The organism is Engelhardtia mirabilis (assembly GCF_007748095.1).
Lineage (GTDB): Bacteria > Planctomycetota > UBA1135 > UBA1135.
Map to the genome: position 1 here is coordinate 52,150 of NZ_CP036287.1, position 23,909 is coordinate 76,058.

16 protein-coding genes, 1 tRNA gene and 1 pseudogene are annotated in these 23,909 nt (G+C 69.7%); 13 read left to right on the top strand and 5 right to left on the bottom strand.

Annotated features, from left to right (window positions below; translation table 11 throughout):
• The first annotated feature begins 239 nt into the window (after positions 1-239).
• The 3 genes from mnmH (at position 240) to Pla133_RS00240 (ending at position 5,209) form a co-directional block, all read left to right on the top strand.
• Entirely contained in the window at positions 240-1,394 is a 1,155-nt protein-coding gene (gene mnmH / locus Pla133_RS00230; protein ID WP_419191977.1) for a tRNA 2-selenouridine(34) synthase MnmH, read from the top strand.
• A 218-nt stretch (positions 1,395-1,612) separates the two neighbouring features.
• Positions 1,613-2,521, top strand: a complete 909-nt coding sequence (locus tag Pla133_RS00235; RefSeq protein ID WP_145061184.1) for a carboxypeptidase-like regulatory domain-containing protein — start codon at positions 1,613-1,615, stop codon at positions 2,519-2,521.
• 153 nt (positions 2,522-2,674) lie between these two features.
• Complete coding sequence (locus Pla133_RS00240; protein ID WP_145061186.1) at positions 2,675-5,209, top strand: carboxypeptidase-like regulatory domain-containing protein; 2,535 nt, start codon at positions 2,675-2,677, stop codon at positions 5,207-5,209.
• 6 nt (positions 5,210-5,215) lie between these two features.
• On the opposite strand, the gene Pla133_RS00245 is transcribed toward Pla133_RS00240, so the two are convergent.
• The gene (locus Pla133_RS00245; protein WP_419191978.1) at positions 5,216-6,601 is read right to left on the bottom strand and encodes a B12-binding domain-containing radical SAM protein; all 1,386 of its coding nucleotides are present in this window, start codon (positions 6,599-6,601) and stop codon (positions 5,216-5,218) included.
• Between the two features lie 237 nt (positions 6,602-6,838).
• Between Pla133_RS00245 and Pla133_RS00250 the strand changes: the two genes are divergently transcribed.
• On the top strand, positions 6,839-7,321 hold the full coding sequence (locus Pla133_RS00250; protein WP_145061191.1) for a hypothetical protein: 483 nt from the start codon (positions 6,839-6,841) through the stop codon (positions 7,319-7,321).
• 180 nt (positions 7,322-7,501) lie between these two features.
• The gene (locus Pla133_RS00255) at positions 7,502-7,993 is read left to right on the top strand and encodes a hypothetical protein (protein ID WP_145061192.1); all 492 of its coding nucleotides are present in this window, start codon (positions 7,502-7,504) and stop codon (positions 7,991-7,993) included.
• A 176-nt stretch (positions 7,994-8,169) separates the two neighbouring features.
• Here the strand turns inward: Pla133_RS00255 and Pla133_RS00260 are convergent, their stop codons facing one another.
• Together Pla133_RS00260 and Pla133_RS00265 are read right to left on the bottom strand one after the other, a co-directional pair.
• A complete protein-coding gene (locus Pla133_RS00260) occupies positions 8,170-8,814 on the bottom strand; it encodes a hypothetical protein (RefSeq protein WP_145061194.1) in 645 nt (214 codons plus the stop codon).
• 258 nt (positions 8,815-9,072) lie between these two features.
• Positions 9,073-12,192 (bottom strand): sigma-70 family RNA polymerase sigma factor, encoded by a 3,120-nt coding sequence (locus tag Pla133_RS00265; RefSeq protein ID WP_419195417.1) that lies wholly within the window; start codon positions 12,190-12,192, stop codon positions 9,073-9,075.
• A gap of 299 nt (positions 12,193-12,491) precedes the next feature.
• Between Pla133_RS00265 and Pla133_RS00270 the strand changes: the two are divergent.
• A pseudogene (locus Pla133_RS00270) lies at positions 12,492-12,748 on the top strand (DUF4437 domain-containing protein); the annotation flags it as partial.
• 95 nt (positions 12,749-12,843) lie between these two features.
• Here the strand turns inward: Pla133_RS00270 and Pla133_RS00275 are convergent.
• Positions 12,844-14,049 carry a glycosyltransferase family 9 protein gene (locus Pla133_RS00275; protein ID WP_145061198.1) on the bottom strand — a complete coding sequence of 402 codons (1,206 nt, stop codon included), beginning with the start codon at positions 14,047-14,049 and terminating at the stop codon, positions 12,844-12,846.
• A 226-nt stretch (positions 14,050-14,275) separates the two neighbouring features.
• Here Pla133_RS00275 and purF point away from each other — a divergent pair, with 226 nt between their 5' ends.
• The 3 genes from purF (at position 14,276) to Pla133_RS00290 (ending at position 18,943) form a co-directional block, all read left to right on the top strand.
• Entirely contained in the window at positions 14,276-15,781 is a 1,506-nt protein-coding gene (gene purF / locus Pla133_RS00280; RefSeq protein WP_145061200.1) for an amidophosphoribosyltransferase, read from the top strand.
• A 136-nt stretch (positions 15,782-15,917) separates the two neighbouring features.
• Positions 15,918-17,078: a glycosyltransferase family 4 protein gene (locus Pla133_RS00285; RefSeq protein WP_145061202.1), complete on the top strand. Its 1,161-nt coding sequence runs from the start codon at positions 15,918-15,920 to the stop codon at positions 17,076-17,078.
• A gap of 293 nt (positions 17,079-17,371) precedes the next feature.
• The gene (locus tag Pla133_RS00290) at positions 17,372-18,943 is read left to right on the top strand and encodes a B12-binding domain-containing radical SAM protein (RefSeq protein WP_145061204.1); all 1,572 of its coding nucleotides are present in this window, start codon (positions 17,372-17,374) and stop codon (positions 18,941-18,943) included.
• A gap of 213 nt (positions 18,944-19,156) precedes the next feature.
• Here the strand turns inward: Pla133_RS00290 and Pla133_RS00295 are convergent.
• A tRNA-Arg gene (locus tag Pla133_RS00295) sits at positions 19,157-19,233 on the bottom strand.
• A gap of 282 nt (positions 19,234-19,515) precedes the next feature.
• On the opposite strand from Pla133_RS00295, the gene Pla133_RS25725 reads away from it, so the two are divergent.
• The 4 genes from Pla133_RS25725 (at position 19,516) to Pla133_RS00315 (ending at position 23,609) form a co-directional block, all read left to right on the top strand.
• Positions 19,516-20,571, top strand: coding sequence for a thrombospondin type 3 repeat-containing protein (locus Pla133_RS25725; protein WP_419191981.1), 1,056 nt, complete (start codon positions 19,516-19,518; stop codon positions 20,569-20,571).
• Between the two features lie 588 nt (positions 20,572-21,159).
• Positions 21,160-21,786: an RNA polymerase sigma factor gene (locus Pla133_RS00305; protein ID WP_145061206.1), complete on the top strand. Its 627-nt coding sequence runs from the start codon at positions 21,160-21,162 to the stop codon at positions 21,784-21,786.
• Between the two features lie 51 nt (positions 21,787-21,837).
• A complete protein-coding gene (locus Pla133_RS00310) occupies positions 21,838-22,569 on the top strand; it encodes a hypothetical protein (protein ID WP_145061208.1) in 732 nt (243 codons plus the stop codon).
• The gene (locus Pla133_RS00315; protein ID WP_145061210.1) at positions 22,566-23,609 is read left to right on the top strand and encodes a sigma-E factor regulatory protein RseB domain-containing protein; all 1,044 of its coding nucleotides are present in this window, start codon (positions 22,566-22,568) and stop codon (positions 23,607-23,609) included. The genes Pla133_RS00310 and Pla133_RS00315 overlap by 4 nt, the downstream gene beginning before the upstream one ends.
• Positions 23,610-23,909: the final 300 nt, after the last annotated feature.

Here is a 23,909-nt window from a genome sequence, read left to right on the forward strand (position 1 = left end):
GAACCGCACTCGCCGCGGCTGCTGGGGTTGGCCGCGCGAAGGTCACCGATCACCGGTTCCCCCTCACCGCGACCAACCTTCTCCTGGGTGTCACGGTCGACAGCCGCTCCTACTTCGGGGCGGCTGTCGCCACAATTGGGCGTTCCAATCGAGCGCAGCCGGGCCAACCCGCGCCCACGAGCGCAGCTCGGCCCGGGCGCTTTGGCCCCGCGGCCCTTACGCTCTGCGGTCCCGTGACCGTGGTGCAGAAGATCCACCTACCCAGCGCGACCGCCGAGCAGTTGCTCGAGTCCGCCGACCTGACCGTCGTCGACCTACGCAGCCCCTCCGAATTCGCGGAGGACCACGTGGTCGGCGCCATCAACGCGCCGCTGTTCGACGACGCCGAGCGGGCCATCGTCGGGACGCTCTACCGTCAGCGCGGCTCGGAGACGGCCTTCGAGGCGGGCCTGCAGATCACCCGCGCGAAGATCGCGGCCCTGGTGGGGCACATCGCGGCCAGTGCCGGCCGGCCCCTGGTCCCCGAGGACCTCGACGAGCACGTGCGGACCCTGGGCGAGGGCGGCATGGGCGACATGCGCGCGCGGCTGGTGCCCGAGCTGGCGCGCGAGCTGCCCGACGGGGCGCTGGTGGTGGCGTGCTGGCGCGGCAACCTGCGCTCCCAGAGCGTGGCCGCGCTGCTGCGCCGGGTGGGCCTGTCCGACGTGTACTTCCTGTCCGGCGGCTACAAGGCCTGGCGGCGCTACATCCGCACCCGCCTGGACACCTGGTCGCCGCCGCCCAGCTTCACCCTGCGCGGTCTGACCGGGGTGGGCAAGTCACTGGTGCTGCGCGAGCTCGAGCGCCTGCGTCCGGGCTGGACCCTGGACCTCGAGCTGCTCGCCGGCCACCGCTCGTCGATCCTCGGCATGGTCGGCCTGGAACCGGTGGTGCAGAAGGTCTTCGAACGACGCGTGGTGGAGCGCATCCACCGGGGCTTTCCCGGGCGCCTGGTGGTCGAGGGCGAGAGCCGCAAGGTCGGCAACGTGATCCTGCCCGATCGGGTTTGGCAAGCGGTTCGAGGAGGTATCGCGATCGAGCTCGTGGCCGACGTGCCGCGTCGTATCGACGTGCTGACCGAGGACTACCTGGGCGAGGTCGACAACCGCGAGCAACTCCTCGCTCAGCTGCCCTTCATCGAGAAACGCCTGGGCCCGATCAAGTACGACGGCGTGCTGACCGGCCTGCTCGAGGCCGGCCGCGAGGACGAGCTCGTGGAGTTGCTCCTCGAGAAGTACTACGACCCGTTGTATCGGCACTCGGAGAAGGGCATCCGCTACGCCGCGACGATCCGCTCCGACGAGCCCGAGGTCGCGGCCGCCGAGATCGCGGCCTGGGTCGAGACCCAGGGCTGAGCTGACGGCCGCAAGGGGGGGGCTGTCCCCCCGGTTGGGACACCGAGCGGGTCGATGCGGCCCCCGGGACGGCGACCGGGCGCTGCGTACCGCAACGGGTTCATTCGAGCCCGTGTTGCTGCCCCGTGACCAAATATCTCGGAAGGTCCGAGCAATCGGGACGTACGTGACGTTCTACCGATTGCAGCGGGGCCGACGGAGAGAGCGTCCCTCGCTGCATGGACCACTTCCGAACCGGACTCTTCCGTCCGATCCAGCTCGAGGCGCGCCAGGGGAGCGCGCACACGACCATGCTGAAGCTCGCTCAATCGAAGCGTTTCCGTCCGACGTACGTACTGACCCTGGCCGCGCTCGCCGCGGTCCTCACCGCGACGCACGGAATTGGAGCCGCCGCCACGTCGGCGACCGCGATCGGCCTCTGGACCGGCGGTAGTTCGAGCGACGGGAGTTCGAGCGACGGTTCGATCGCCTCTGCCGCGATCGACGCCGTTCCCGCACCCTACGGCCTCGCGACGATCGCCGGGCGAGTGGTGGACGCCGACGGCCGGCCCCTCTCCGGTGTGACCGTCGAGTTGCGTGGCGGTGGTGAAGGTAGCGCGAGGTTCGCGTTCGTCGACGGCCATCGCAACTCGCGGCCAACCGGCCTGCTGGTCACGGATTCGACCGGCGAGTTCGAACTGCACTTCGTGCCTCACCCGCACCGGCCCTACGCCCTCGCCCTGGAGGCCGAGGGCTTCGCCGCGCCCAGTTGGAACTGGCGCGCGATCGGCGCGGCGGACGTGTTCGACCTCGGCACCGTGGCACTCCCCAAGGCGGCGACCGTCCGAGGACAGGTCGTCGATGGTCAGGGGCGACCCCTGGCCGGTCCCTGGCGCGTGACCGTCGCGAGTGCCTGGTCGTTACCCGTTGCCGGGCCGCGCGCACATGCGGGACCGACGTGGGTGCGCGAATGGGTCGACCCCGAAACCGGCCGCTTCGAGATCGTCGGCCTGCCGCCGGGGAAGGCCGATATCCGCCTCGACGCGGAAGGCCTGCCCTTCTTCGACGGACCGATGGTGAACGTCCCGGCCGGCGGCGCACTGGAACTTGACTTCGAGTACACGGGTCCCATTCCGCCGAGCGAGTGACGTCGCCGAGCGCGCGCGGGGGTTGATCGATCGCGAGGTCGTCCTGCGCGGAGCTGTCACCGCGCGGTATCTGGACCCAGGGGGTGTTGACCAGGCGGCAGTCCGATCGGCTACAACAGGTCGCGTCCTCCAGACCCGTCCGGTTATCGCCTGATGTCGAATCGCCTGCTTGCTGTCCTCGTCCTCCTTGTCGTCGTCGTTGCGGTCCTGTTCGAGTACAGCGGGACCGACGTCGAAGCCCCGCACGGATCGCCCGGCTCGGCGCCGACGGAGAACTCGAGTGCGCCGATCACGTTGACAAGGCCCGACGCCACGCGCGAGCTGGGCCGATCCGCGGTCGTGGAGGAGTCGACCGGCGAGCGTCCCATCGCCTCGGACTCGGCGATCGAGCAGGCCAATCTCCCAGACGGCCGCGCGCGCATCGTCGGACTCGTCGTCGACCAGAGCGGCGACCCCATCCCTGGCGCTGCCTTCATGCTCCACGGATGGGGCGCGAATAGCCGCCGCAAGGTCGAGTTCGGCGATCCCGGCACCATCGATCTACCCGGGACGACGACGGACGCTGGACGGATCGACCTGCCCTTCGAGCCCCACCCCGCGGCCCAGTACACCTTCGACCTCGAGCCCCAGGACTTCGGTCGAGCGAGTTGGCGCTGGAGCGAGATCGATGCCGGACAGGTCGTCGACCTGGGGACGGTCGTCCTGCGCGCGGAGGGTCGCCTGGAGGTGCGTCTGCGAGGCCCCGACGGCAAGGCACCATCGGGCATCTGGAATGTCTACGCCGTCCCGCATCCGACCATGGGCGCGAGTCCGGGCGCCGCCAGCCGCGACTATGCAGACTGGGATCCGGCGGGCGAGCGCTGGTCGATTCGCGGGCTCCCGCCGGGCCCGATCGAGGTCGGCGCCGACGGGCCGCTGGACTCGCGGGTCCGGGCGATCCGAGTGCCCCTCGCCGCCGGGGAGACGCGCGAGGTGGAATTGGTCTTCGAGGGCCGCGACCAATCGAGCGATCTCCGAGTCAGCTTCCTGATGAACCTGCCCTTCACCACCCAGCTCGCGGCCGATGCCGTGACCCTGTGGTCACCGAGCGGCCAGCGAATCCCCGCCCAGGTCCGCAGCAGCAACTCGATCGAGATCGCCGAGGCGGTGTCGGGCGAGTACCGCGTCGAGGTGGACGACCCCCGTTTCGAGCGAGTCGAGCGAAGGCCGCTGATCCGTGGTCGGAGCTATGGAGTGCGGCTGCGGGGCAGCGTCGGCTTGGCCCTCGATCTGATCGACGAGGTCAGCGGAGCCGCGCTCGAAGAGGCCAGGGTGGAGGTCACCTACCCCGAGCTGCCGGATGGGGCCGAGCGGAGGTCGACCAGCGTGCAGGTCATCCACGAAGGCGGACCCCTTCCCGAGGGTGGTGTGGTCGGCGGCATCTACCCGACGACCGCTCGCCTGCGCGTGGTCGCGGACGGCTATGCCCCCTCGGAGGTCGTGCTCGAGGAGCTGCGACCTGGCGAGGTGCGCGCAGTGCGCTGCGAGCTGGGCCAGCCCTTCACCCTCCGCGGCCGACTGACCTGGCCCGACGGTCGGCCCGTCGACGCGGACGTGACCCTGTTCCCACCGACGGAGTTCTCGCCCCTCGATCGCGCGCACCACCAGGTCTTCATGATGCCCGACCACCTGGGGACGACCCACACCGACGCGGACGGGCGATTCGAGCTGCCGAACCTCTCGCCGGGGACCTTCGGCCTGCAGGCCGACGCCTCGGTGTTCTTCTCGACCTGGTTCCCGAGCGTCGCGGCCGATCGTGGGGCAGAACCCGTCCAGCTCGTCATGGAGTCGGCGGCCTCGATCGTCGGGCACATCGACCTGCCCGCCGACTCGGCCGGACGGCTCCTGGTGCAGGCCGTGGTCTCCGAGATCTCCACGATCGCGCCGCTCGCGAGCCTGGCTCGGCTTCGCTACTGGGGGCCGCACCAACGTGTGACCTCGCAGGACGGGCGGTTCGACTTCGCAGGCCTGCGCGCGGGCACCTACCGGCTGCTCTATGCGGTCGACGAGGACCCCGACTTCGGCGCGACCGGGCTCGAGTTGGCCACGGTCGAGCTGGCGGCGGGCGAGCGGCGCAAGCTCGACCTCGACGGGACCTCCCTGGTCTCCGGCGCCATCCACGCCCTCGTCACGGTTGACGGCGCCCCCGGAACCGGGCTCGTGCTGAAGCTCGCACGCCGCGGCGACGACGGCTCCGCGATGGACCGGGTCGAGGCCGACCTCGGCCCCGATGGTGAAGCCCTGCTCGAGCTGTTGCCGTCCGGCGAGTGGTTCGCGTCGATCGAATGGCGGAGCAACAGCTTCCAGCACTGGTCGGCCGCCTGGCCCACACCCGCGATCGTCGCGGATGGTCAGGTGGCGGAGCTGCACATCGACCTCGAGGTCGCATCCGGTGCCCTGCAGGTCGGCGATGCCGAGGACGACCGCGCGGAGCTGCTCTACTCCCTGCATCCCGACCCCGCCTCCGACCCCCTCCGCCTGGGTCGGTACTTCCACCAGTTCCTGCCCGCGGACGGGCGCATCGTCTGCGAGCAGATCAGGGGCGAGCTGCGCCTGTCCGTCTTCCGCGACGGTGAGCCGCCCCTGATCAACGACCTGCCGATCGCCTGGCCGCCGGCGGGGGGCGAGCTGAGCGTGGAGATCCCCTGACGACGCTCAGACGTTGCGCCGCAGCAGGGCCAGCCCCTCGCGGAACTGGGCTCCCAGCTCCCACAGGCTGCGCACGCCCGTGACCCGTCGCCACAAGTACGACGGGCGCAGGTAGAAGCGGCGCACCATGGCCTTCTTCATGGCGACCATGCGCGCGCGGTCCAGGGTCTGGGTCGGCAGGAAGGCGTCGGCGCCGCCCTGGTCCATGACCAGGTCGCTGGCCTCGGCGAGGCCCAAATCGAGGGCTTGTTTGCGGAAGGGCGTGCCGAAGCGCGGCACGGCCATGTTGAGGGACATGAAGTCCATCTCGAGCCCGATGGCCAGGTCGAGGGTGCGCTGCAGGCTGGCCTCGGTCTCCTCGGGCAGGCCGATGATGAAGGTGCCCACCGTGCGCAGGCCGGCGCGCTTCGCGCGGCGGAAGGCGTCGGCGATGATCGAGCTCTTGTAGCCCTTCTTGTAGGCCGCCAGCAGCGCGTCGTCGGCGGACTCGACGCCCATCATCACCGTGTGACAGCCCGCGGCGCGCATGGCGCCCAGCATCTCGTCGTCGGCCACGTCGGGCCGTGTGTAGCCGGTCCACGAGACGTCGCCGCGCTCGGCCAGGGCCGCGCACAGCTCCAGGCCGCGGTCGCGCACCACGCCGAAGGTCTGGTCCATGAAGAACAGCTCCTTCACGCCGCGCGCGCGCAGCTCGTCGATCTCTTCCAGCACGTCGTCCACCGGGCGGGTCTGAAAGCCCAGCGTGCCGATCACGCAGAAGGTGCAGGGGTAGGGGCAGCCGTAGTCGGTCAGCACCGTCGCGAAGCGCTTGGAGCGCGCGAAGCTGAAGTGGTAGCCCTCGGTTGGGAACAGCTCGTGACGCGGGCGCGGCACGCGGAAGCCGCCCTTGCGCTGCTTGCGCTCGAGGCGCAGCAGGCGCTCGGGCGCACCCGTCGCGTCGCGCACGGTCATGTCCTCGATGCGCTCGCGGTCGCCGTCCAGGTAGGCCAGCACGTCCTCGTTGGAGAACACGTGCAGGGCAGCCTCGAGCCAGGGCTCTTCGGTCAGGCGTTGTTCACTGGCCTCGTGCAGCACGTCGCCGATGGCGATCACCCGCCGCCCGCGCGCGGCCTGGTTCGCGAGGAAGGGCCGATCCTCGTCCCACGAGACCGAGCCCACGAGTGCCACGATCACCTCGGGGTCCAACTCGTCGATGCGCGCCGCGGCCGCGGCGGGATCCAGCCGCTCGGCCATGCAGTCGAGCACCGACGTCTCGTGCCGACTGGCCAAGGTCCCCGACAGCGTCACCAGATCGACCGGATGGAACAGGTAGTTCGACTTGGTCGTCTTCGAGCAGAAGTAGTCGCGGATGTAGATCCGGCGACCGGGGGGATTGAGCAGCAGCACGCGCATGGAGCCGAGTGAGTCTATCCGGTGACCCTGGGGACGGCCGTGCATGGAGCCAAAGGCCTGCGGGCACGTTTCGCACCGGGCGGCTCCGCTGGTGAGCGAACACGGGCGCGGATCCGGGCTCGGCAACTTCCTAGACGGATCGCGGGATCCCGTTCAGCCTCGGGGCGCGGCGTCGAGCCACTCCCGGTGGGCGCCGCACGCAACTCGCTCCCGTCGCCCCAGAAGAAGGAGACTTCGATGCGACTCACCCGTCTGGCATCCGGCCTCGTGGCCATCCCCGTCCTGCTCGTTTCCCTGGTCCTTTCGATCAATGCCCCCGCCGCCCCGGCGCCGCCCTGCCAAGAGGGTTGGACCAAGGGCGCCTGGGACCTGCCCGCCGGCGCGGGCTCGGGCTTCGCCGAGGGCAAGCTGGTCTCGAACCTGACCGGCAACACCGTCTACAAGATGGAGTGCAAGCTGATCGCGACGCCCTCGCCCTGCCTGTCCTGCATCCAGGGCACCATGTACGGCTACCTGGACGACGGCTTCGGCCCCTCGCCCGACTACCTGGTCAAGGGCAGCTACTCGGGCACCTGGCTCAACGGACAGGGCACCTTCGGCGCCTACGTCTACGAGCTGAACGGCGCCGGCCCCGTGGGCAAGATCGGCGGTGTGTTCGCCGACCCGCCCTTCCCGGTCGCCATCGGCGAGTACAAGGGCGAGTGGGTCGTTTGCCCGTGATGCGCGGTTGAGCGCGCCAGGCCGATCCGCGCCATTCCGAGCGGATCGCGAACCCCGGGGGGCGTCGCGCGAGCGGCGCCCCCCGGGGTCGTTACAAAGAACCCGCTGGCGCGAGCGTGGGTGGAGCCGACAATCGGATCACTGACGCGACCCGTCCGCACCCACTCGATGGAGATTGGAATGAGCAAGCCCGCCCTCGCCGTCCTCGCAGTCCTTGCCCTCGTCGGATGCGGTTCCGTGCCGACCGAATCGGATCCCGTCGACAGGGTCCAGGTCATCGAAGGGAGCGCCGACCTCGAAGCGGCCTTCGCCGCCCGCTACCAAGCTTGGACCATCGGCCAGCTCGACGATCGTTGGAACGAGCTCTACGCCCTCTGCCGAGAACAATCTGCGGCCCTGCTCGAGGCGCGCTTCGACCGCGGCGAGACCGAGTTGTTGTGCGGCACATGGAGCGACCCCCTGGGCGGCTTCGCCATGCAATCGAGCGCAGCGGAGGGCCCCGCCAACGCCTCGCGCGGCTTCATCGACGGCGACCAGGTGACCTACGAGGTCGCCGTGCTGCCCTTCGACGAGTACCCCGCCTACTACGCCCTCGAACGCGAGCGCGACTGGGTCGAGCGCCGCTGGGCCCTGTTGCGCGCGAGACGCGACATCGCCCAGCTCGCGCGCTGAGTCCTGCATCGTTGATTGACGTGGACCCACTCCAGCGGGCCGCACTGAACCCAAGAAGAGCCGGGCTGGCCATTCCAGGGAAGATTGTCCGACGAGCGATCGGAACCACCGCTTCACTCGTTCTCCCGGCAGCCAGCGCGGGGGCACCGGATCCTCGCTTCCGGGCCGCCGCTCTCCTACTTGACACGATGCTGGGGGGGTAACGTCAAACGGCGAAGAGGGACTGGTCCATGAAGAACAGCTCCTTCACCCCGCGCGCGCGCAGCTCGTCGATCTCCTCCAGCACGTCTTCGACCGGCCGCGTCTGGAAACCCAGGGTGCCGATCACGCAGGCCGATCATGCAGAAGGTGCAGTGGTAGGGGCAGTCGTAGTCGGTCAAGAGCGTCGCGAAGCGCTTGGAGCGCGCGAAGCTGAAGTGATAGCCATCGGTGGGGAACAACTCGTGGCGCGGGCGCGGCACGCGGAACCCGCCCTTGCGCTTCTTGCGCTCGAGGCGCATCAGGCGTTCGGGTGCGCCCGCGGCGTCGCGCACGGTCATGTCCTCGATGCGCTCGCGGTCGCCGCTCAAGTAGGTCAGCACGTCCTCGTTGGAGAACAGGTGCAGGGCGGCCTCGAGCCAGGGTTCTTCCGCCAGGCGCTGTTCGCTGGCCTCGTGCAGCACGTCGCCGGTGGCGATCACCCTTCGGCCGTGGGCGGCCTGGTCCGCCAGGAAGGGCCGGTCCTCGTCCCAGGAGACCGATCCCACCAGGGCCACGATCACCTCCGGTCCGAAGGAGTCGATCCGCGCGCGCGCCGCCGCCGGGTCGAGCCGCTCCGCCATGCAGTCGAGCGCCGCCAGCTCGTGCTCGCTCGCCAGGGTCCCCGAGAGGGTGACCAGATCGACCGGATGGAACAGGTAGTTCGACTTGGTCGTCTTCGAGCAGAAGCAGTCGCGGATGTAGACCCGATCCCCGAGGCCACGGAGTTGCCGTCACCTGCCTCGCGAGAGGAATCCGACGTCGAGCAAGGGCATTGCCGAAGGACTCCGGGTCGGAACGACTCCGAATCGAGGGTCTCCGTATCGACGGACTCCGTCTCGCTACAGCACGGTGATGGACTGTCCTTCCAGCCAGACCTGAGCTCGGGCCTTCGACGGTTCCAGATCGCCCTCGAAGTCGAGCGCGACGACCCGGACGTCGACCGTCCACGCTCCCTCGAGCACGCGGTGGAGGTCCAGGGCGAAGCCGCCGCCGGTTCCGCGCGCTGGCGAGTAGGTGACGTCGGGCGAGTCGACGACCTCTCCGTCGACGATCTCCAGCGTGATGCGCTGGTGAAGGACCCCGCTCGTATCGAAGAGTTGTACGGCCAGGCCGCCGTCGGCCGGCAGCGTGCGGCCGCCGGGCACGACGACCTGCGCCGACCCGAACCGGAAGCCGAGGGACTCCTGGATGTCGGTACCGGCCGAGGGGCCAAGCCTTGCTTCGGGGTGCCGGATGAGGTCACCGAAGGTCTCCATCAGGCAAACGGCCACGTCGCCTGCGGCGGGCAAGTAGGTGTCGACACGGCCGCTGGCGTCGCAATGCGCCATGGCCACCACGGTCTGCGGACTGTCGGCGTCCACGAACACGACCCGGCACCCGTCGGCGGGCGCGCCGTCCAGGTCGAGCACCAGGCGGACACGGATGCCAGCCCCGCCCGAGGCGTCGATCCGCACGTTCGTGACCGCGCCTGCGGTGACGACGACTTCTGCCTCTGCGCCGTCTTCGAAGTCGCCGTCCCGCACCTCGATGTCGATGCTGTGGTTCCCGGCGGGCACGTGCAGGAGCTCGAAATTTCCGCCGTCGTCGAGGGGCGAGCGGACCCGGCCCAGCCCATGGCCGATCGAGGCCACGAGACCCTTGGGCGACACGCCGGGCGGCGGGATCAATCCCCCTCGCACGGTGCCGCCCGGTCTGCAGTGCACATCGCCTAGATCGACGGTCTCCCCCTCGGCCAGCTCGACGAGGGGAAGCTCCGTGGCGGCGCCGCCGAGGGCATGGACGCGGATGCGATACAGCGGCCTCTCGAGCCCCTCGGCCGTGAAGGACCCGTCGGCGGAGGTGCGAACGAGGGGGAGGGAGGAGCCTGTGGACATGAACACGTCGCCCGACTGGTCGGTCAGCCGCTTCATCCGTTCGGTCATCCACTTGCCCCCCTCCAACTCCACGAAGGCGTTTGCGAGAGGAGCTCCGTCGCGCAGCACGCGACCCGTGATCGACCCGACGGGGGGCTGTGCCTGGAACGGCCGCAGGCGCACGGTCTGGCTTCGCAGACTCTCACCGCTGATGCCGACCGTCAGGACGTCGTCTTGGAAGCGCTCGTAGCCCTCGGCGCAGACGACCACCTCGTCGTACTCCTCTCGCGCTCCGGCTACGGCTCGGCCACCCGGGTAGTCCTGGAGAGGCGGCTCGGTGTCTCCGACCGGCTGCATCCCCTCGCTGCCGGCGCCCTTGTGGACCGCGAGCCCGAAGCGCTCGATCGGCTGCCCGGTCGCGTCGTCGACCACGGAGAACTCGACGCTCGCCGCGGGATTCAGCTCGACACGGATCGCGCCGGCGCCGGGCTCGAATTCCTGGTCCCACTCCTCGGAGTCCCACAGGTCGAAGCCCTCGGCGTCCACCCGCAGGTGCGCGCCCTCGAGCCACAGGAACGGGAGCTCGAACTGACCGTCGGGTCCGCTCACCGCGCGACTGATGTCGTCCTCGTCCACGGGGTCGAGCTCGACCCGAGCGCCGGCCACCGGCTGCCCGAGGCGATCGACGGCCTGACCGCGGAGGGACGCCTCGGGCTCGAGGCGTACCTCGACGCCGGCGGTGACCGACGAGGCGCGCAGGGTGATGTCCGCCTCCGCGATCGGGAACCCCTCCGCGCGCACCTCCAGGGCGTCTGGGCCGAGGGACACCCGGTCCAGGCGAAAGGACCCGTCCTCGGCCGAGGTCGTGGTGTCGCCGCCCCAAGTGGTGACCGACGCGCCGGCGACCGGAGCTCCGCTCGCGTCGAACACCCTCCCCGCGACGGCCCCGGCAGCGGTCAGGACGACCGTCCCGACGTCCCGCGGACCCGAGGTCAGCGGGAGTCGCGCACGCCATCCCGTCCCACCGAACTCGAGGCGCTCCGACCGGTGGAACCACTCGCCCTCGATCCGAAGCTCGAGCAGCGGATCCGATTGCTCCGGCACGCTCAGGGAGAAGCGCCCCTCCGGTCCCGTCTGCGCCGTGGCAACCAGCTCATCTGCGGGGCGGAAGAGGGCGACGTCGACCCCATCGAGGCTGCGACCGCGATCGTCCATGACGTATCCGCTCAGCGCACACATCGGCTGCGCGGCGTCACCCAACGAAGTGGCTTCGTCGCCGGGAGCCTGGAGCGCCGAGCGCCCGAGCCTGCCCGGCTCCGTCGCGGACGGCAGGTCGTGCGCGCGATCGACGGTCGTCTGGCCTGTCCGGGGCTCCACGACGCCCGTCGAGAGGTCCCCGTTCTTCGGGGCGCGGGTCAACGAGTACAGCCCGAAGAGGGCCAGCAGCACGACGGGTACGGGGAAGGACTTGGCGAACATCAGGAGGGGCCCAGTGGTGGTCAGGGAAGCGGCGGCGAGTCCCTGCGCGCCGCCGGTGGCGGACGCGAGGGCACGACGTTTCGATTCCACGACCGCGAGCGGGAGCAGCGCGGAGAACCACCCCGTGCCAGCCTCGTCGCGCGATCCAGCACCGGCGTCCGCGAACACGTTCGCGAGGTCGTCCTCGAGCGCCCGCAGGCCGCGCTTCAGGCGCGACTTGACGGTCTCGACGGACGTCCCGGTTCGCTCCGCGATCTCGCCGGGCGTCCACTCCTCGAAGTACCTCTGCAGCACCGTCGTGCGGTAGGGCTCGCGCAGGCGCAGCACCGCGTCGGTGACCGCGCGCTGCGTCTCGGCCCGCTCGACGACGTCGACGTCGACCGACACGGATTCGAGGTCAGCCACGCCCGCTTCGCGAGCCTCCCGGCGACCGTCGGTACGCCGCTTCATCCGAAGCTTGTTGCGGACGATGCCGGCCAGCCAGGGCCTGCGCCGATCCTGCTCGGGGGCGCCCTGACGGAGCACCGCGAGGGCGGCTTCCTGACGAAGGTCCTCGGCGATCGCTCGATCCGAGCAGAGGCGGAAGGCGAGCCGCTGGACCCAGTCCAGGTCTCGCAGGAGATCCACACCGGACGAGAATCCCGAGGGGGCGTTCGCGGCAGGGTTCGGGTGTGAGTGGGTCATGGAATCACGCGTTCCCTTGCCGGACGGGGGCGTCAGGGTGCAGCAATCGGCAAGAAACCTGCGGAAATTCAGGGCCGTGCGCGAGCGGACTGAAGTCCGAGACCACCAGCAAGACGACCAGAGCGAAGAGGCGCCGGCGATTCGCCTCCCAGATCGCGGCCGCCGTTTGCAGCGGTCCGCCGACAGCATCCGGTGCGCCCCATGCAGCAGGTAGACCCGAACCGACCACGCAAGTCGTCCCGGTGTCCGAGGTCGAGTGGGAGGCGCTCAACCCCGCTCGCGGCGACCAGAGCCCCCAGGCGGGCACGCTCTGGGGCGACCGCGGCGGCTCGGCGCGACCGGCTTCCTGCTCGCGCCGACGGACGGGTTTCGGTCGCCGTCCCACTTCCACAACGTCTCCTACCGCGGCGTCGTCATCCGCGGACTGCTCCACGGCGACCACCCGACGGCCGGGGACATGTGGATGCCGGCCGGGTCCCTCTGGACGCAGCCGCGAGGTGCGGGCGAGCCGTGCGTCTTCTACGTCCGCATGGACGGACGCTTCGACATCGTCTCGACGAAGCCAGTGCAGTAGCCGCGCGCGCCGAGCGACGTCTACTCCGCCCGCCGCTCGTCGATCGTGCGCAGTGAATTGCGCTTGAGCTGACTGCGGGCCTCGCCGGTCACGGCCTCGACCGAGATGTTCATCAGGCACTCCGGGCGGCCGTGGATGCAGCTCGAGACCTTGTTGTCGTGCACGTTGATGCAGGGGCTGCACGGGGGTGGCTCGTAGAGGGCGCGCACGCGCGGGCCCAGGGGCGCGTACATGTGCGGGGTCTCGGGGCCGAACAGGCCGATGGTGGGGGCGCCGGTGGCGGCGGCCAGGTGCATGGGGCCGGAGTCGTTGCCCACGAACAGGGCGGCGCGGGCGAGGAGCGCGTGCAGGGCGCCGATCGAGAGCTCACCGCAGAGGTTGGCGAAGCGGCCGCTGGGGAGGTCGGTCAAGAGGGCCGTGACCCCGCCGGTCCACTCGCGCTCGCCGGGGGCGCCGACCAGCACGACTCGCGCGCCGTCGACGCGAATCAGCTCGGTGACGAGCTCCGCGAAGCGCTCCCGGGGCCAGCGGCGCTCGAGGGACAGGCTGCCGGCGTTGGGGTTGACCACCACCAGGGCGCCCTCGCGCTGGAGGCCGGCACCGATCAGGACCGCGTCGAGCTCGGCCCGGTCGGCGTCGGTCGGTTCGAAGGCGCGCACGTCGGCGGGCTGCACGGCGACGCCGTTCTCGCCCCCGGCCAGGCAGCGGAAATTGCGGGCCACGTGCCAGTAGCGGTTGAAGGGCACCGTCTCGGTGTGGATCCCGCCGCGCCAGACCGAGGGCGATGAGAACCCGCGTGTTCTCGGTGCTCCGGTCAACAGGCTCACCACGGCCGAGAAGCGGGTGAAGAACTCGAAGTCGTAGACCAGGTCGTAGCGCTCGCGGCGCAAGCGCGCGATCAGGCCCACGATGCGAGACAACAGGCGCGGCCAGCTCGCGCCGCTCACGTCCAGGGTGCGGACCCCGTCGAACAGGCCCAGGCCGGCGGCGAAGCGGGCGTTCTGGTCGAGTGTCAGCAGCTCGAGGCGCGCGTCCGGATGGCGGCGGCGCAGGCATTCGACGGCGGGCGTCAGGAGCTGGATGCTGCCGATGCCCCAGAACTTGATCACCAGCACTCGCGCCGGGTCGTGCCCCGACTCCGCCCGATCGCGCAGCCAGCGCAGGGGCTGGACCGCGACGAAGGCCAGAGCGCCCAGGAGCTTGTCCGCCCGCTGGAGGCGTTGCATGGGGATCGAGCGGCTCACGCGCTCGACTCTACTCGGGACCGCCCGGACCGCGTGACCGGTCCCTTACCGCGGCCGGGCCCCGGACCCGCCGGCGGTCCACCCGCGGGCGGGAGCCCGACCCGGCGCGCCCTGTCGCCGGGAGCGGGGCGCGGTTATCCTCTCGCGCTTCGCCGGACCTCGCCCAACTCCAGGCGGCCCCGGCCGGATCAGCGGCGATCAGCTCCCCATGTGCGGTTTCATCGGCATCTTCGGCCCCGAGGGCGCGGACGTCGCGTCCGAGATCTACGAAGGTCTCCTCGCGATCCAGCACCGCGGCCAGGACGCGGCCGGGATCACGACCTTCACGGACACCTTCCACAGCCGCAAGGGCTTCGGGCTGGTGCGGGACGTCTTCGACGAGCAGGCCATGCTCGAGCTGCGGGGCCACCTGGGCGTGGGCCACGTGCGCTACCCCACCGTCGGGGTCGGTCGCGCCGAGGACGCCCAGCCGTTCCACGTGAACTTCCCGGTGGGCGTGGCCATGGCCCACAACGGCAACGTCACCAACTTCGAGGAGCTGAAGGACCTGCACTTCCGCTCGAGCGGGACGCGGCTCAACTCCTCCTGCGACGTCGAGGTGGTCCTGTTCGTCTTCGTGCGGGCCCTGTCGGAGCGCATCCGCCCCGGCGTGAAGGTCGGCCCGGACGACATCTTCGCCGCGGTCGCCGCCGTCTACGAAGAGGTCAAGGGCGCCTACTCGGTGGTCGCGACCCTGCCGGACGTGGGCATGGTCGCCTTCCGCGATCCCTACGGCATCAAGCCCATCTGCGTCGGCTCGAAGGTCGACGAGGACGGGCACGTTTGGCACGCGGCCGTTTCCGAGAGCGTGGTGCTGGACGTGATCGGCTACGAGCGTCAGTTCGACCTGGCCGCCGGCGAGGCCTATTTCGTCCCGGCCAGCGGGCCGCCGGTCCGCAAGCAGATCGGCAACAAGCCCCACCGTCCGTGCATCTTCGAGCTGGTCTACTTCGCCCGGCCCGACTCGATGCTGGACGACATCTCGGTCTACCGCACGCGCGTGCGCTTCGGCGAGGCGATGGCGGCCCAATGGAAGGCCGAGGGCGCGCCGATCCCCGATTCGGTGATCCCGATCCCCGACTCGTCGCGGGACGCGGCCATGTCGATGGCGGTCAGCATGGGGGTCCCGTACCGCGAAGGGCTGGTCAAGAACCGCTACATCGGGCGGACGTTCATCATGCCCAACCAGGACGCCCGCGAGGGCTCGGTGCGGCGCAAGCTCAACGCGATCCCGCTCGAGTTCGACGGCAAGGAAGTGCTGCTGGTCGACGACTCGATCGTGCGCGGCACCACCTCGCGGCGCATCGTCCGCATGGTGCGCGAGGCCGGGGCCAAGAAGGTCTACCTGGCCACCTGCAGCCCGCCGCTGGTGTCGCCCTGCCCCTACGGCATCGACATGGCGACCAAGACCGACTTCATCGCCGCGGGCCGCAGCCGCGAGGAGATCGCTGCGTCGATCGAGGTCGACTACCTGATGTACCTGGATCGCGAGGCCATGAACCAGTCCGCGCGGGCCGGGAACCCGTCGGTGGAGAAGTTCTGCAACGCCTGCTTCACCGGCGATTACCCCACCGGCGACATCACGCCGGAGGTGCTCGAGAGCATCGCGGGCGAGCGCCGGGACAGCCAGCAGCACCTCTTGCCCTTCAAGTCCAAGGTCGGCGCGGGCGGCTGAGCCCGCGGTGGGGCGCGGGGCGCGGAGCCGCCCGCGGGGTCCGATCGGGGTAAGCTTCGGCGCCGTCCCACCTCCCGTCGCGTGCCCGCGACCCTCTCCCGCTCCTCCCCCCCCCTCGCACCTCGACCACCGCCCGATGCGCGTGCTGATCACGTCGCCGGTCTTCCCCCCCGACTTGGGTGGGCCGGCGGTCTACGTCCCCAGCCTCGGCCGCTTCCTCGTGGAGCGCGGCCACGAGGTCAAGGTCGTCGCCTTCTGCGCGGACGACCACCCGACCGGCTTCCCCTTCGAGGTCACCGCGATCCCGCGCGGTCCCCTGCCGATCCGCTACCTGAAGGCCTTCTTCGCGGTCCTGCGCGAGGCCAAGGGCCAGGACGTGGTCTACGTGCAGGAGCACCTGGCCCTCCTGCACGTGCTCGCGGCCAAGCTGCGCGGCGTGCCCTGCGTGATCCGGATCATGGTCGACGGGGCCTGGGAGATCAGCCACCGCAAGGGCTGGATCGACGGCGACGACATCAACGTCTTCGAGACCAAGGAGTACGACTGGCGGGTCAAGCTGACGCGCCGGCTCCAGCGATTGTGGTGGAGCTGGACGCGGAACCTGATCTGCTGCTCCGACTTCCTGCGGGGCATCTGCGTCGAGCGTTACGGCGTGCCCGGCGAGAAGGCGATCCTGATCTACAACGCCCTGCACGGTCTGGACCCGGCGGCGGTGACCGAGACCAGCGTCGAGGCCCGGACCCAGCTCGGGCTGGATCCCGAGCGACGCTACCTCTTGACCATCTGCCGTCTGATGGTTTGGAAGGGCGTCGACGGAATCATCCGGGCCCTGGAAGGGCTTCCGGAGGACGTCGACCTCCTGGTGGCGGGGGACGGCGACATGCAGGCCGCGTGGACGGCCCTGGCCGCCGAACGCGGCCTCGGGCAGCGGGTGCACTTTCTCGGCAACGTGCCCCACGCCAAGATCCCGCTCTACATCCGCGCCTCGGACGTCTTCGTGCTCAACAGCGAGTACGAGGGCCTCAGCCACACCCTGATCGAGGTCACCACCCTGGGCACTCCGGCCGTCTGCACCGGGGTCTGTGGCAACCCCGAGGTCGTCGAGCACGGGGTCAACGGGCTCCTGGTGCCCCCCAAGGACGATCGCGCCCTGCGGGACGCCCTGGCCCGGATGCTGGGGGACGCGGCCCTGCGGGAGCGCTTCGCCCGCGCGGGGATCGAACGCTCCAGCCGCTTCACCAGGGAGTCGACCTTCCCCCAGGTCGAAGCGGTCCTGGCCCGAGCGGCCGGTTCCTAGCCCGCTGCGGGCGGCGTCCTGGACCCGGGCGGCACTGCGGTTCAGGTCCGACTTTAAGCGGACTCAGCGGTCTGCAATTGGAGCCCTGGCCGCCGCTGGAAGGTGTGACGGTGTCGAGCTTTCCACCAAACCAGTGTGGATCGTGGCCCCGCAGCCGGCCGATCCCTCTCCTGGGCTCTATACTTCGACCGCCGTTGGTCGTGCCGGACCCGGACTCATTCATCCGGCTCCAGACACCGACGGGCCCGCTCCCACCTCCAACTCTCCAGCTGTCGTAAGAGGCGTCTACACCCTTGAAGGTCCTGTTCATCAACGAGTACCTCCCGCAAGAGATGCTCGGGATCATGTGGCTCTCCCGTGCCATCAAGGACGCGGGGCACGAGTGCAAGGCGCTCTTCATCCCGGACAAGGAGTGGCTGGACAAGATCGTCGAGTACGACCCCGACGTCGTCTGCTACTCGGTGACCACGGGCATGCACCTGTACTTCGCCGACATCCATCGGCGCGTCAAGCAGGTGGTGCCCAACGCCTTCACCGTCGCCGGTGGGCCGCACCCGACTTTCAGCCCGGAGTACGTCGAGCAGGGTGAGTTCGACGCCATCTGCCGTGGCGAGGGCGAATTCGCCATGGCCGAGCTGCTGAACAAGCTCGAGAAGGGTGAGGACGTCAAGGAGACGCTCAACTTCTGGTTCCGCGACCGCGAGACTGGCGAGGTCACGCGCAACTGCCAGCGCCCCCTGGTCCAAGACCTCGACGAGCTCGGGCACCCCGACCGCGACGTCATCTACGAGGCCGGCGCGATCTACGCCGACTCGGACCGCAAGGTCTTCGTGACCCAGCGCGGTTGCCCGATGAACTGCTCCTTCTGCTTCCACCACGCGTGGAAGAAGAAGGTCTACGACGCGAAGAACAAGGAGTACACGCGCAAGCGCTCCGTCGACCACGTGATTGCCGAGATCAAGGCGGTCCAGGCCAAGTACCCGCTGAAGTTCGTCCACTTCCTGGATGACATCTTCAACCTGCGGAACGACTGGCTCGAGGAGTTCTGCGAGAAGTACCCCAAAGAGGTCGGTCTGCCGTTCGACGTCATCCTGATGGCGAACATGACCAGCGAGCGCCACATCGATCTGCTCAAGCAGGCCGGTTGCGTCTACGCGCGGATCGCCATCGAGGCCGCCAGTGACTACGTGCGCAACGCGGTGTTCCGCAAGAACACTACGCGCCAACAGCTGACCGACGCCGCCGGCTGGATCAAGTCGAAGGGCATTCGTCTGGGCACGCTCAACATGCTCGGCGGCCCCGGCGGCACGATGGAGGACGAGCTCGACACCCTGCGGCTGAACATCGAGTGCAAGGCAGACCACCCGCTGGTCTCGATCATGCAGCCGTACCCCGAGTTCGACATCGCGGACATGACCAAGGACATGGGGTACGCCGTCGCCGGGTACGACGACTTCCCCGAGAAGTTCAACCGCACGTCCTCGATCGAGTTCGAGAACAAGCACCAGATCGAGAACCTCCACAAGCTGTTCCCGATCGTCACGCGCTTCCCCTGGATGATGCCGGTGGTGCCGACGCTCATCAAACAGCGCTGGCTCGCGAAGCCAATGTTGATCAGCTACATGCTGTTCAGCGAGTACATGGTCGCCGAGCAGGCCAAGCTGTACGCCAACGCCCAGGGCCTGGGCGGCCCGCGCTACTGGGCGCCGGTCGACTTCGTTCGACGTCTTGCGACCAAGGGCGTGCTGCGCGTCTACGAGAACTTCTTCGCGCGCTTCGTCGACCGCTTCTCCAAGCGCGGCGACAGCCAAGCGGCCTTGAAGCTGCAGATGGGCGACGAACGCGTCATCGCCCACATGGACTGAGCCGAGAGCCGACTTCGATCCCGGGGATGCGACCCGGGTCCGAGTCCCGGGGGCGCGGCGCCGCAAGGTGCCGCGCCCCCGCGGCGTTTCCGGGAAGGACTCCGAGACCCGGCGGGACGTGGGGACGCAGGCGGGGCCTGGATGGGGCGCCACCGGACCCGCCCGAGCGCGTTGGCGCGGGGGCCCGGCAAAGGGGGGGCAGCCGGTAGGGGATGGTGCGCCCGGCAGGATTCGAACCTGCGACCTCTTGCTCCGGAGGCAAGCGCTCTATCCAGCTGAGCTACGGGCGCCGCGTCCCTCGGGGCCGCAGGGCCCGCGAGAGGGCCGGACAGTCTGCTGTTGGGCTCACGTCGCGGCAAGGCCTCGGGGCGCGGGGACGCGGGCGGACCGACCGTCGGACGGGCCTGTGGACAGATCCACGTAAAGGTGGGGGCTCGGCCCACGCTTGGACGGTTACACCACCAAGTCTGCGGATACGGTAGTTTGAAGCCTCGACCTCGCCCGGACGCGATCGGAAGCGGGCCTCTTCCCCGAAGAGTTCCCTCCCGGCAGCCCTCACCGGGCCCCGACCCATGCGAATCCTCTCGTCCTCGACTCCAACGCCCGACGGCCCGGGCCGCCGTAGCTCCGACGGTGGACCTAGCGGTGGCAACGTCGCGGCTGGTGCTCCGCCGACCGGCGGAGGTGGTGCCCTGCCGACCGGCGGCATCGTGGCCTGCGGACTGATTCTGAGCGCGGTAACAGCCATCCTGGGCCTCGAGCTCGGCGCCAATGGCCGCGGGCTGGCCGCCGCGCCCTCCCCGGGGACCGCCGGGGACAGCGATATGGACGGAGTCGGGAATCTGGCCGAGCTCGTCCTGGGCACCGACCCCCTCGATCCGGATACCGACAAGGACGGCTACACCGACCTCGAGGAGATCGCCCTCGGTACGGACCCGCTCCTGCCCGACGCGAGCGTGAACACTTCCAAGCCGAGCGTCGGCATCGCCTCCGCTGCCAAGAACGGCTTCCTGGTCTCGCGGATCGCTGTCTACCTGCCGGGCGGCAACCTGGGGACGCTCGACCTGTCGATCGGCGTGGTCGTGAAGGTCTTCAACGGAGTCGGGGACAGCTACGTGTCGCTCACCATCCCCTCCGACTTTTACATCTCCAACGGCACCCTGACCGTCGTCGACGCGCCGTCGACCCCGGGGGACCGCATCGTGGTCGTCGACGTCCCGATTCCCCAGACCTTCGTGGCGGCCCTGGGCTGGATGCCGGTCTACGCCGTTGCGACGGTTCTGGGCGTCCCGAGTGCCGCTGCTGCGGCGGACACGGTGATGATCTCCGGCGGCATCCCCTACGTCATCGAGGAGCCCGCGGAGTCGATGGGTCAGATCTCGATCGGGGGGGGCAGCGGGGTTATCTACCGACCCCTGCTCCCGCCCGACGACATGCCGCCGACCTCGAGCATGGGCGAGATCTGCTACCAGGACGTGGACCCGGTGGGAGTCGTGGGTGGGGTGGTCCAGTACCAGGTCCAGACCTCGGAGTGCCTCCCGGCCGACTCGTTCTGCTCGTCGGAGTGCAATGGCATGTCCGGCGGGTCGATCGACGTCTACGACCCGCTCCTGCTGATCGGCGGCTGACCGACGGGCGGCTTCTCGGACCGCCGATCGGCTGGTCCGAGGGGATGCTGCACCGGGCTGTACTGCACCGGGCGGTGCCAGTCACCACTGTGGCCGCCAGCATGGGTCTGGGTGATGCTGACCGAGTCGGGCCGGGGCCCTCGGACTCGTCGAGCCCGGGACGATCTGGCGGCTCGGCCACGGGGCTCGTGATCGAGTCCATGACTACCCCGGACCCGTCAACCGCGCGAGGGACCGGTCCACCGGGCGGCGACCGGCGGCCAGAATCCAGGTCGAACCGACCCTCGACTCTCCGACGGGGGACATCCGGGCCGGGAGGCTCGATTTTCGGGTGGGTCGAGCGAGGCTTCGTTCGGCAGCGGGGGCCAAGGACCGCGATCCAGGTCGGGCCGATCCCTGGAGCCAAGAACCCGCCTTCTCGGCCCCTGCAGGCTCGCTCTCAGCCCCCGAATACCCCTCGGGGTAGGCTTCCGAGGACCCGGAACTGGGAGGCATCTGCCCCCGGGGCTTCCAGATCGAGCGCGATGGGTCCCCAATGAGCGGCCTACCCGCGGGAACTCGGGCCGACCGCCAGCCGTCTCAAATCCCGTGACCGCGCGACCCCGCATGCGACCCGACCCCGACGAAGAGCTCATTCGAGCTTGCCAGCAGACCGTAGAACTCGGTTTCGACGGTTCGTTCAACACCCTCTACGAGCGGTACAAGGACCGGGTCTACAACGTCTGCTACCGGATCACCGGCAGCCCGACGGATGCCCTGGACGCCTCTCAGGAGACCTTCGGGACCATCCACCGCAAGCTCCGGGACTTCCGTTTCCAGTCGCGCTTCTCGTCTTGGGTCTACCGCATCGCCGTCAACGCGAGTATCGACCTCAAGCGACGCAACAGATCGCGGCGCCTGGCGTCCCTTGATTCGGTTCGTGACGGCGAGGACTCGGACGGCCTGCGCTTCGACGTCCAGGACGAGCGGATCGAGATGCCGATGTCGAGCGCGTCCAGGCGCGAGCTCGAGAGCGAGATCCAGCGGGCCATCGACCGACTGAGCCCCAAACTGCGTTCGATCACGATCCTGCGGTACATCGAGAGCCTCTCGTACGACGAGATCGCGGAGACCCTCGAGATCTCGCTCGGGACCGTCAAGTCGCGTTTGGCCCGCGCCCACGAGGCGCTGGACCGCGAGTTGTCCCCCGTCCTCCACAAGCACTACCTCGGCTGACGGCTCCACTTCGGACGTCACCCGACCTTCCAGCCCCCCCCCACTGGTTCCATGACCTCCCCCGACTGCGAAGCATTCCGACACTCGGCGCTCGATGCGCTGGAATCGTCGGGTGGTCACCCTGCGGGCTGCGACGCCTGCGCGGCGTGGTTGGCGCGGCAGCGTCAGGTAGCTGGGCTGCTGGGGATGCTGGACCGCTTCTCCGCGCCGGAGGGACTCGACCGGGCCGTGGCCCAGGCCGTGGCTGCCAACCAGCGCCGGGCCCAAGCCTTCGCCACGCTGGAGCCGCGGCGCGCGCCGAACGTCCTGCGCCGCTTGGTTCAAGAAGACGTCGAAGCGGGTGCCTCGGCCGTGGTCGCGAGGTCCCTCGCCGGGCTCGAGCGCCAGACCGCGCCGCCGGAGCTGGCCCTGCTGGTCGCCGAACGCATCGAGTCCGACCGGCGTCAGCGCTCCCAGGGCGTCGCGCCCGGAGCACGGCCCTTCCGCGATGGGCGGCCATCGCCGTTGGTACTCGTGGGCCGCGGGACGACTCCGCTGCGGATCGGCCTGGTCGCTGCTGCGGCCCTGCTGATCTTCTCCCTCCCGCCGTTGATGCGCTCGTTCAAGGGTCAGGCCGAGGGGCTCCGCTCGCTGCCCGAACCGCGGGTCCAGCTCGCGATGGTGACAGACATCGACCGCATGGATCCCCTGGCCCGGGCCTTGGCCGCGGGCGTATCGGGTGGGGTCGTCGACATCTCTCGTGGATCGCAGGCAGCCCCCCGGGCTCTCGAGGGCCAACGGTGAAGTTCTCCGTTCCCACGACCCTGATGTTGACGGCGGTTGGCTGCTGCGCCGCGCTAGTCGGTTGTGTCGACTCGCAGAGCGGTGGCTCGACCCAAACGATCTTCGAGCCGACCAGTGGTGAGGCCTCGCTGCTCGAACTGCTGGCCGCCGGCCCCGAGTCGGTGCCGCACCGCGGCGAGCGCCTGGTGGAGATCTTCGACGTCGACGCGGGTGGCCAGGTGACGCCGCTGCAGTATCGCGAGCAGATCTCGGTCAACGCCTCCGGCGCCTACTCCTTGGAGCCGATCGGTGTGGACACCCCCGTGCTTCCTGACGCGGCCAGCTTCCTGATCCAGCAGGAGGGGCGCGCGGGGTACATGTTCCGCTACCGCGACTTCCGCATCCGCGACTTCGATCAGCTCGTTCTCAACTATCACCTCGTCGCGGTCGCCTCGGAACCGCAGACGATCGCCGGGCGCGCCGCCGAATTGCTCTCGTTCTCGTCGGTGCACGAGTTCGGCTACGACTTCGAGGTCTGGGTCGACTCGCTCACCGGTCTGGCCCTCTCGACGGAAGTCTTCGACCCGTCGGGGGCACTGGTCCAGCGGGTCACCTACACCAGCTATGTCGACGGGCCGCCGGCGGGGATGGTGCCCCATCGTCCGTCCAACCAGGAGCAACTGGTCGACCTCGGACAGCCCCTCGCCGAGCAGTTGGGCTTCCCCCCGGCCCTGGCGCAGATCGTCCCCGATGGCTACGTGCTGCAGGAGCTCGCCAGCGTCGTCGACGGTGACGGAGTGATCTGGAGCAAGGCCACCTACACCGACGGGATCCGGCCGCTGTTCCTGCTCGGCGGTCTGCAACCGAAGGTCCAGACCGCCGCGGGTCCGGCCTTCGTGGAGGCCTCGGGGATCGGTCCGGTTGGCGAGGATCGGCTGCTGGGCTACAAGGCCGGGCGGATCCTGGTCCTGCAGGGCTCCTACGGGGACCTGGGGCGCATCGCCGTGGGCGACGAGCCCGCAGATGAGATGCAGGCCTTCCTCGAATCCTCCCTGCCCTAGTGTCCTGGCTGGCCGATCGTGAGTCCGAGGACGCCCCGAACGGGGCGTCTTCGCGTTCGGGAGGGGCTTCGCGTCCCGACAACCCGCCTGCGTCGCCGCCGCGGGCCTTGCGGCGGGCGCGACCCGGGGACGAACCACCCGGGGCGGGGTTGGATGGCTTCGCGGGCAATTCGGCTAAGGCTCGAGGCACGGGGGACTCGAAGAACCCGGTCGCATGGCGCCCGTCAACCGCGCCGCGGCGTCGGTCCGCTTCCCATTGAGACGACGTGCACCCTCGACAGCCGTTCCTGGTCCCGATGC

What these genes read in the sequence shown, in the direction of transcription:
- Pla133_RS00235 (WP_145061184.1), top strand. Translation starts at nt 1,613, where the DNA reads ATGGACCACTTCCGAACCGGACTCTTCCGTCCGATCCAGCTCGAGGCG.
- Pla133_RS00240 (WP_145061186.1), top strand. Translation starts at nt 2,675, where the DNA reads ATGTCGAATCGCCTGCTTGCTGTCCTCGTCCTCCTTGTCGTCGTCGTT.
- Pla133_RS00245 (WP_419191978.1), bottom strand. Translation starts at nt 6,601, where the DNA reads ATGCGCGTGCTGCTGCTCAATCCCCCCGGTCGCCGGATCTACATCCGC.
- Pla133_RS00250 (WP_145061191.1), top strand. Translation starts at nt 6,839, where the DNA reads ATGCGACTCACCCGTCTGGCATCCGGCCTCGTGGCCATCCCCGTCCTG.
- Pla133_RS00255 (WP_145061192.1), top strand. Translation starts at nt 7,502, where the DNA reads ATGAGCAAGCCCGCCCTCGCCGTCCTCGCAGTCCTTGCCCTCGTCGGA.
- Pla133_RS00260 (WP_145061194.1), bottom strand. Translation starts at nt 8,814, where the DNA reads ATGGCGGAGCGGCTCGACCCGGCGGCGGCGCGCGCGCGGATCGACTCC.
- Pla133_RS00275 (WP_145061198.1), bottom strand. Translation starts at nt 14,049, where the DNA reads ATGCAACGCCTCCAGCGGGCGGACAAGCTCCTGGGCGCTCTGGCCTTC.
- purF (WP_145061200.1), top strand. Translation starts at nt 14,276, where the DNA reads ATGTGCGGTTTCATCGGCATCTTCGGCCCCGAGGGCGCGGACGTCGCG.
- Pla133_RS00285 (WP_145061202.1), top strand. Translation starts at nt 15,918, where the DNA reads ATGCGCGTGCTGATCACGTCGCCGGTCTTCCCCCCCGACTTGGGTGGG.
- Pla133_RS25725 (WP_419191981.1), top strand. Translation starts at nt 19,516, where the DNA reads ATGCGAATCCTCTCGTCCTCGACTCCAACGCCCGACGGCCCGGGCCGC.
- Pla133_RS00310 (WP_145061208.1), top strand. Translation starts at nt 21,838, where the DNA reads ATGACCTCCCCCGACTGCGAAGCATTCCGACACTCGGCGCTCGATGCG.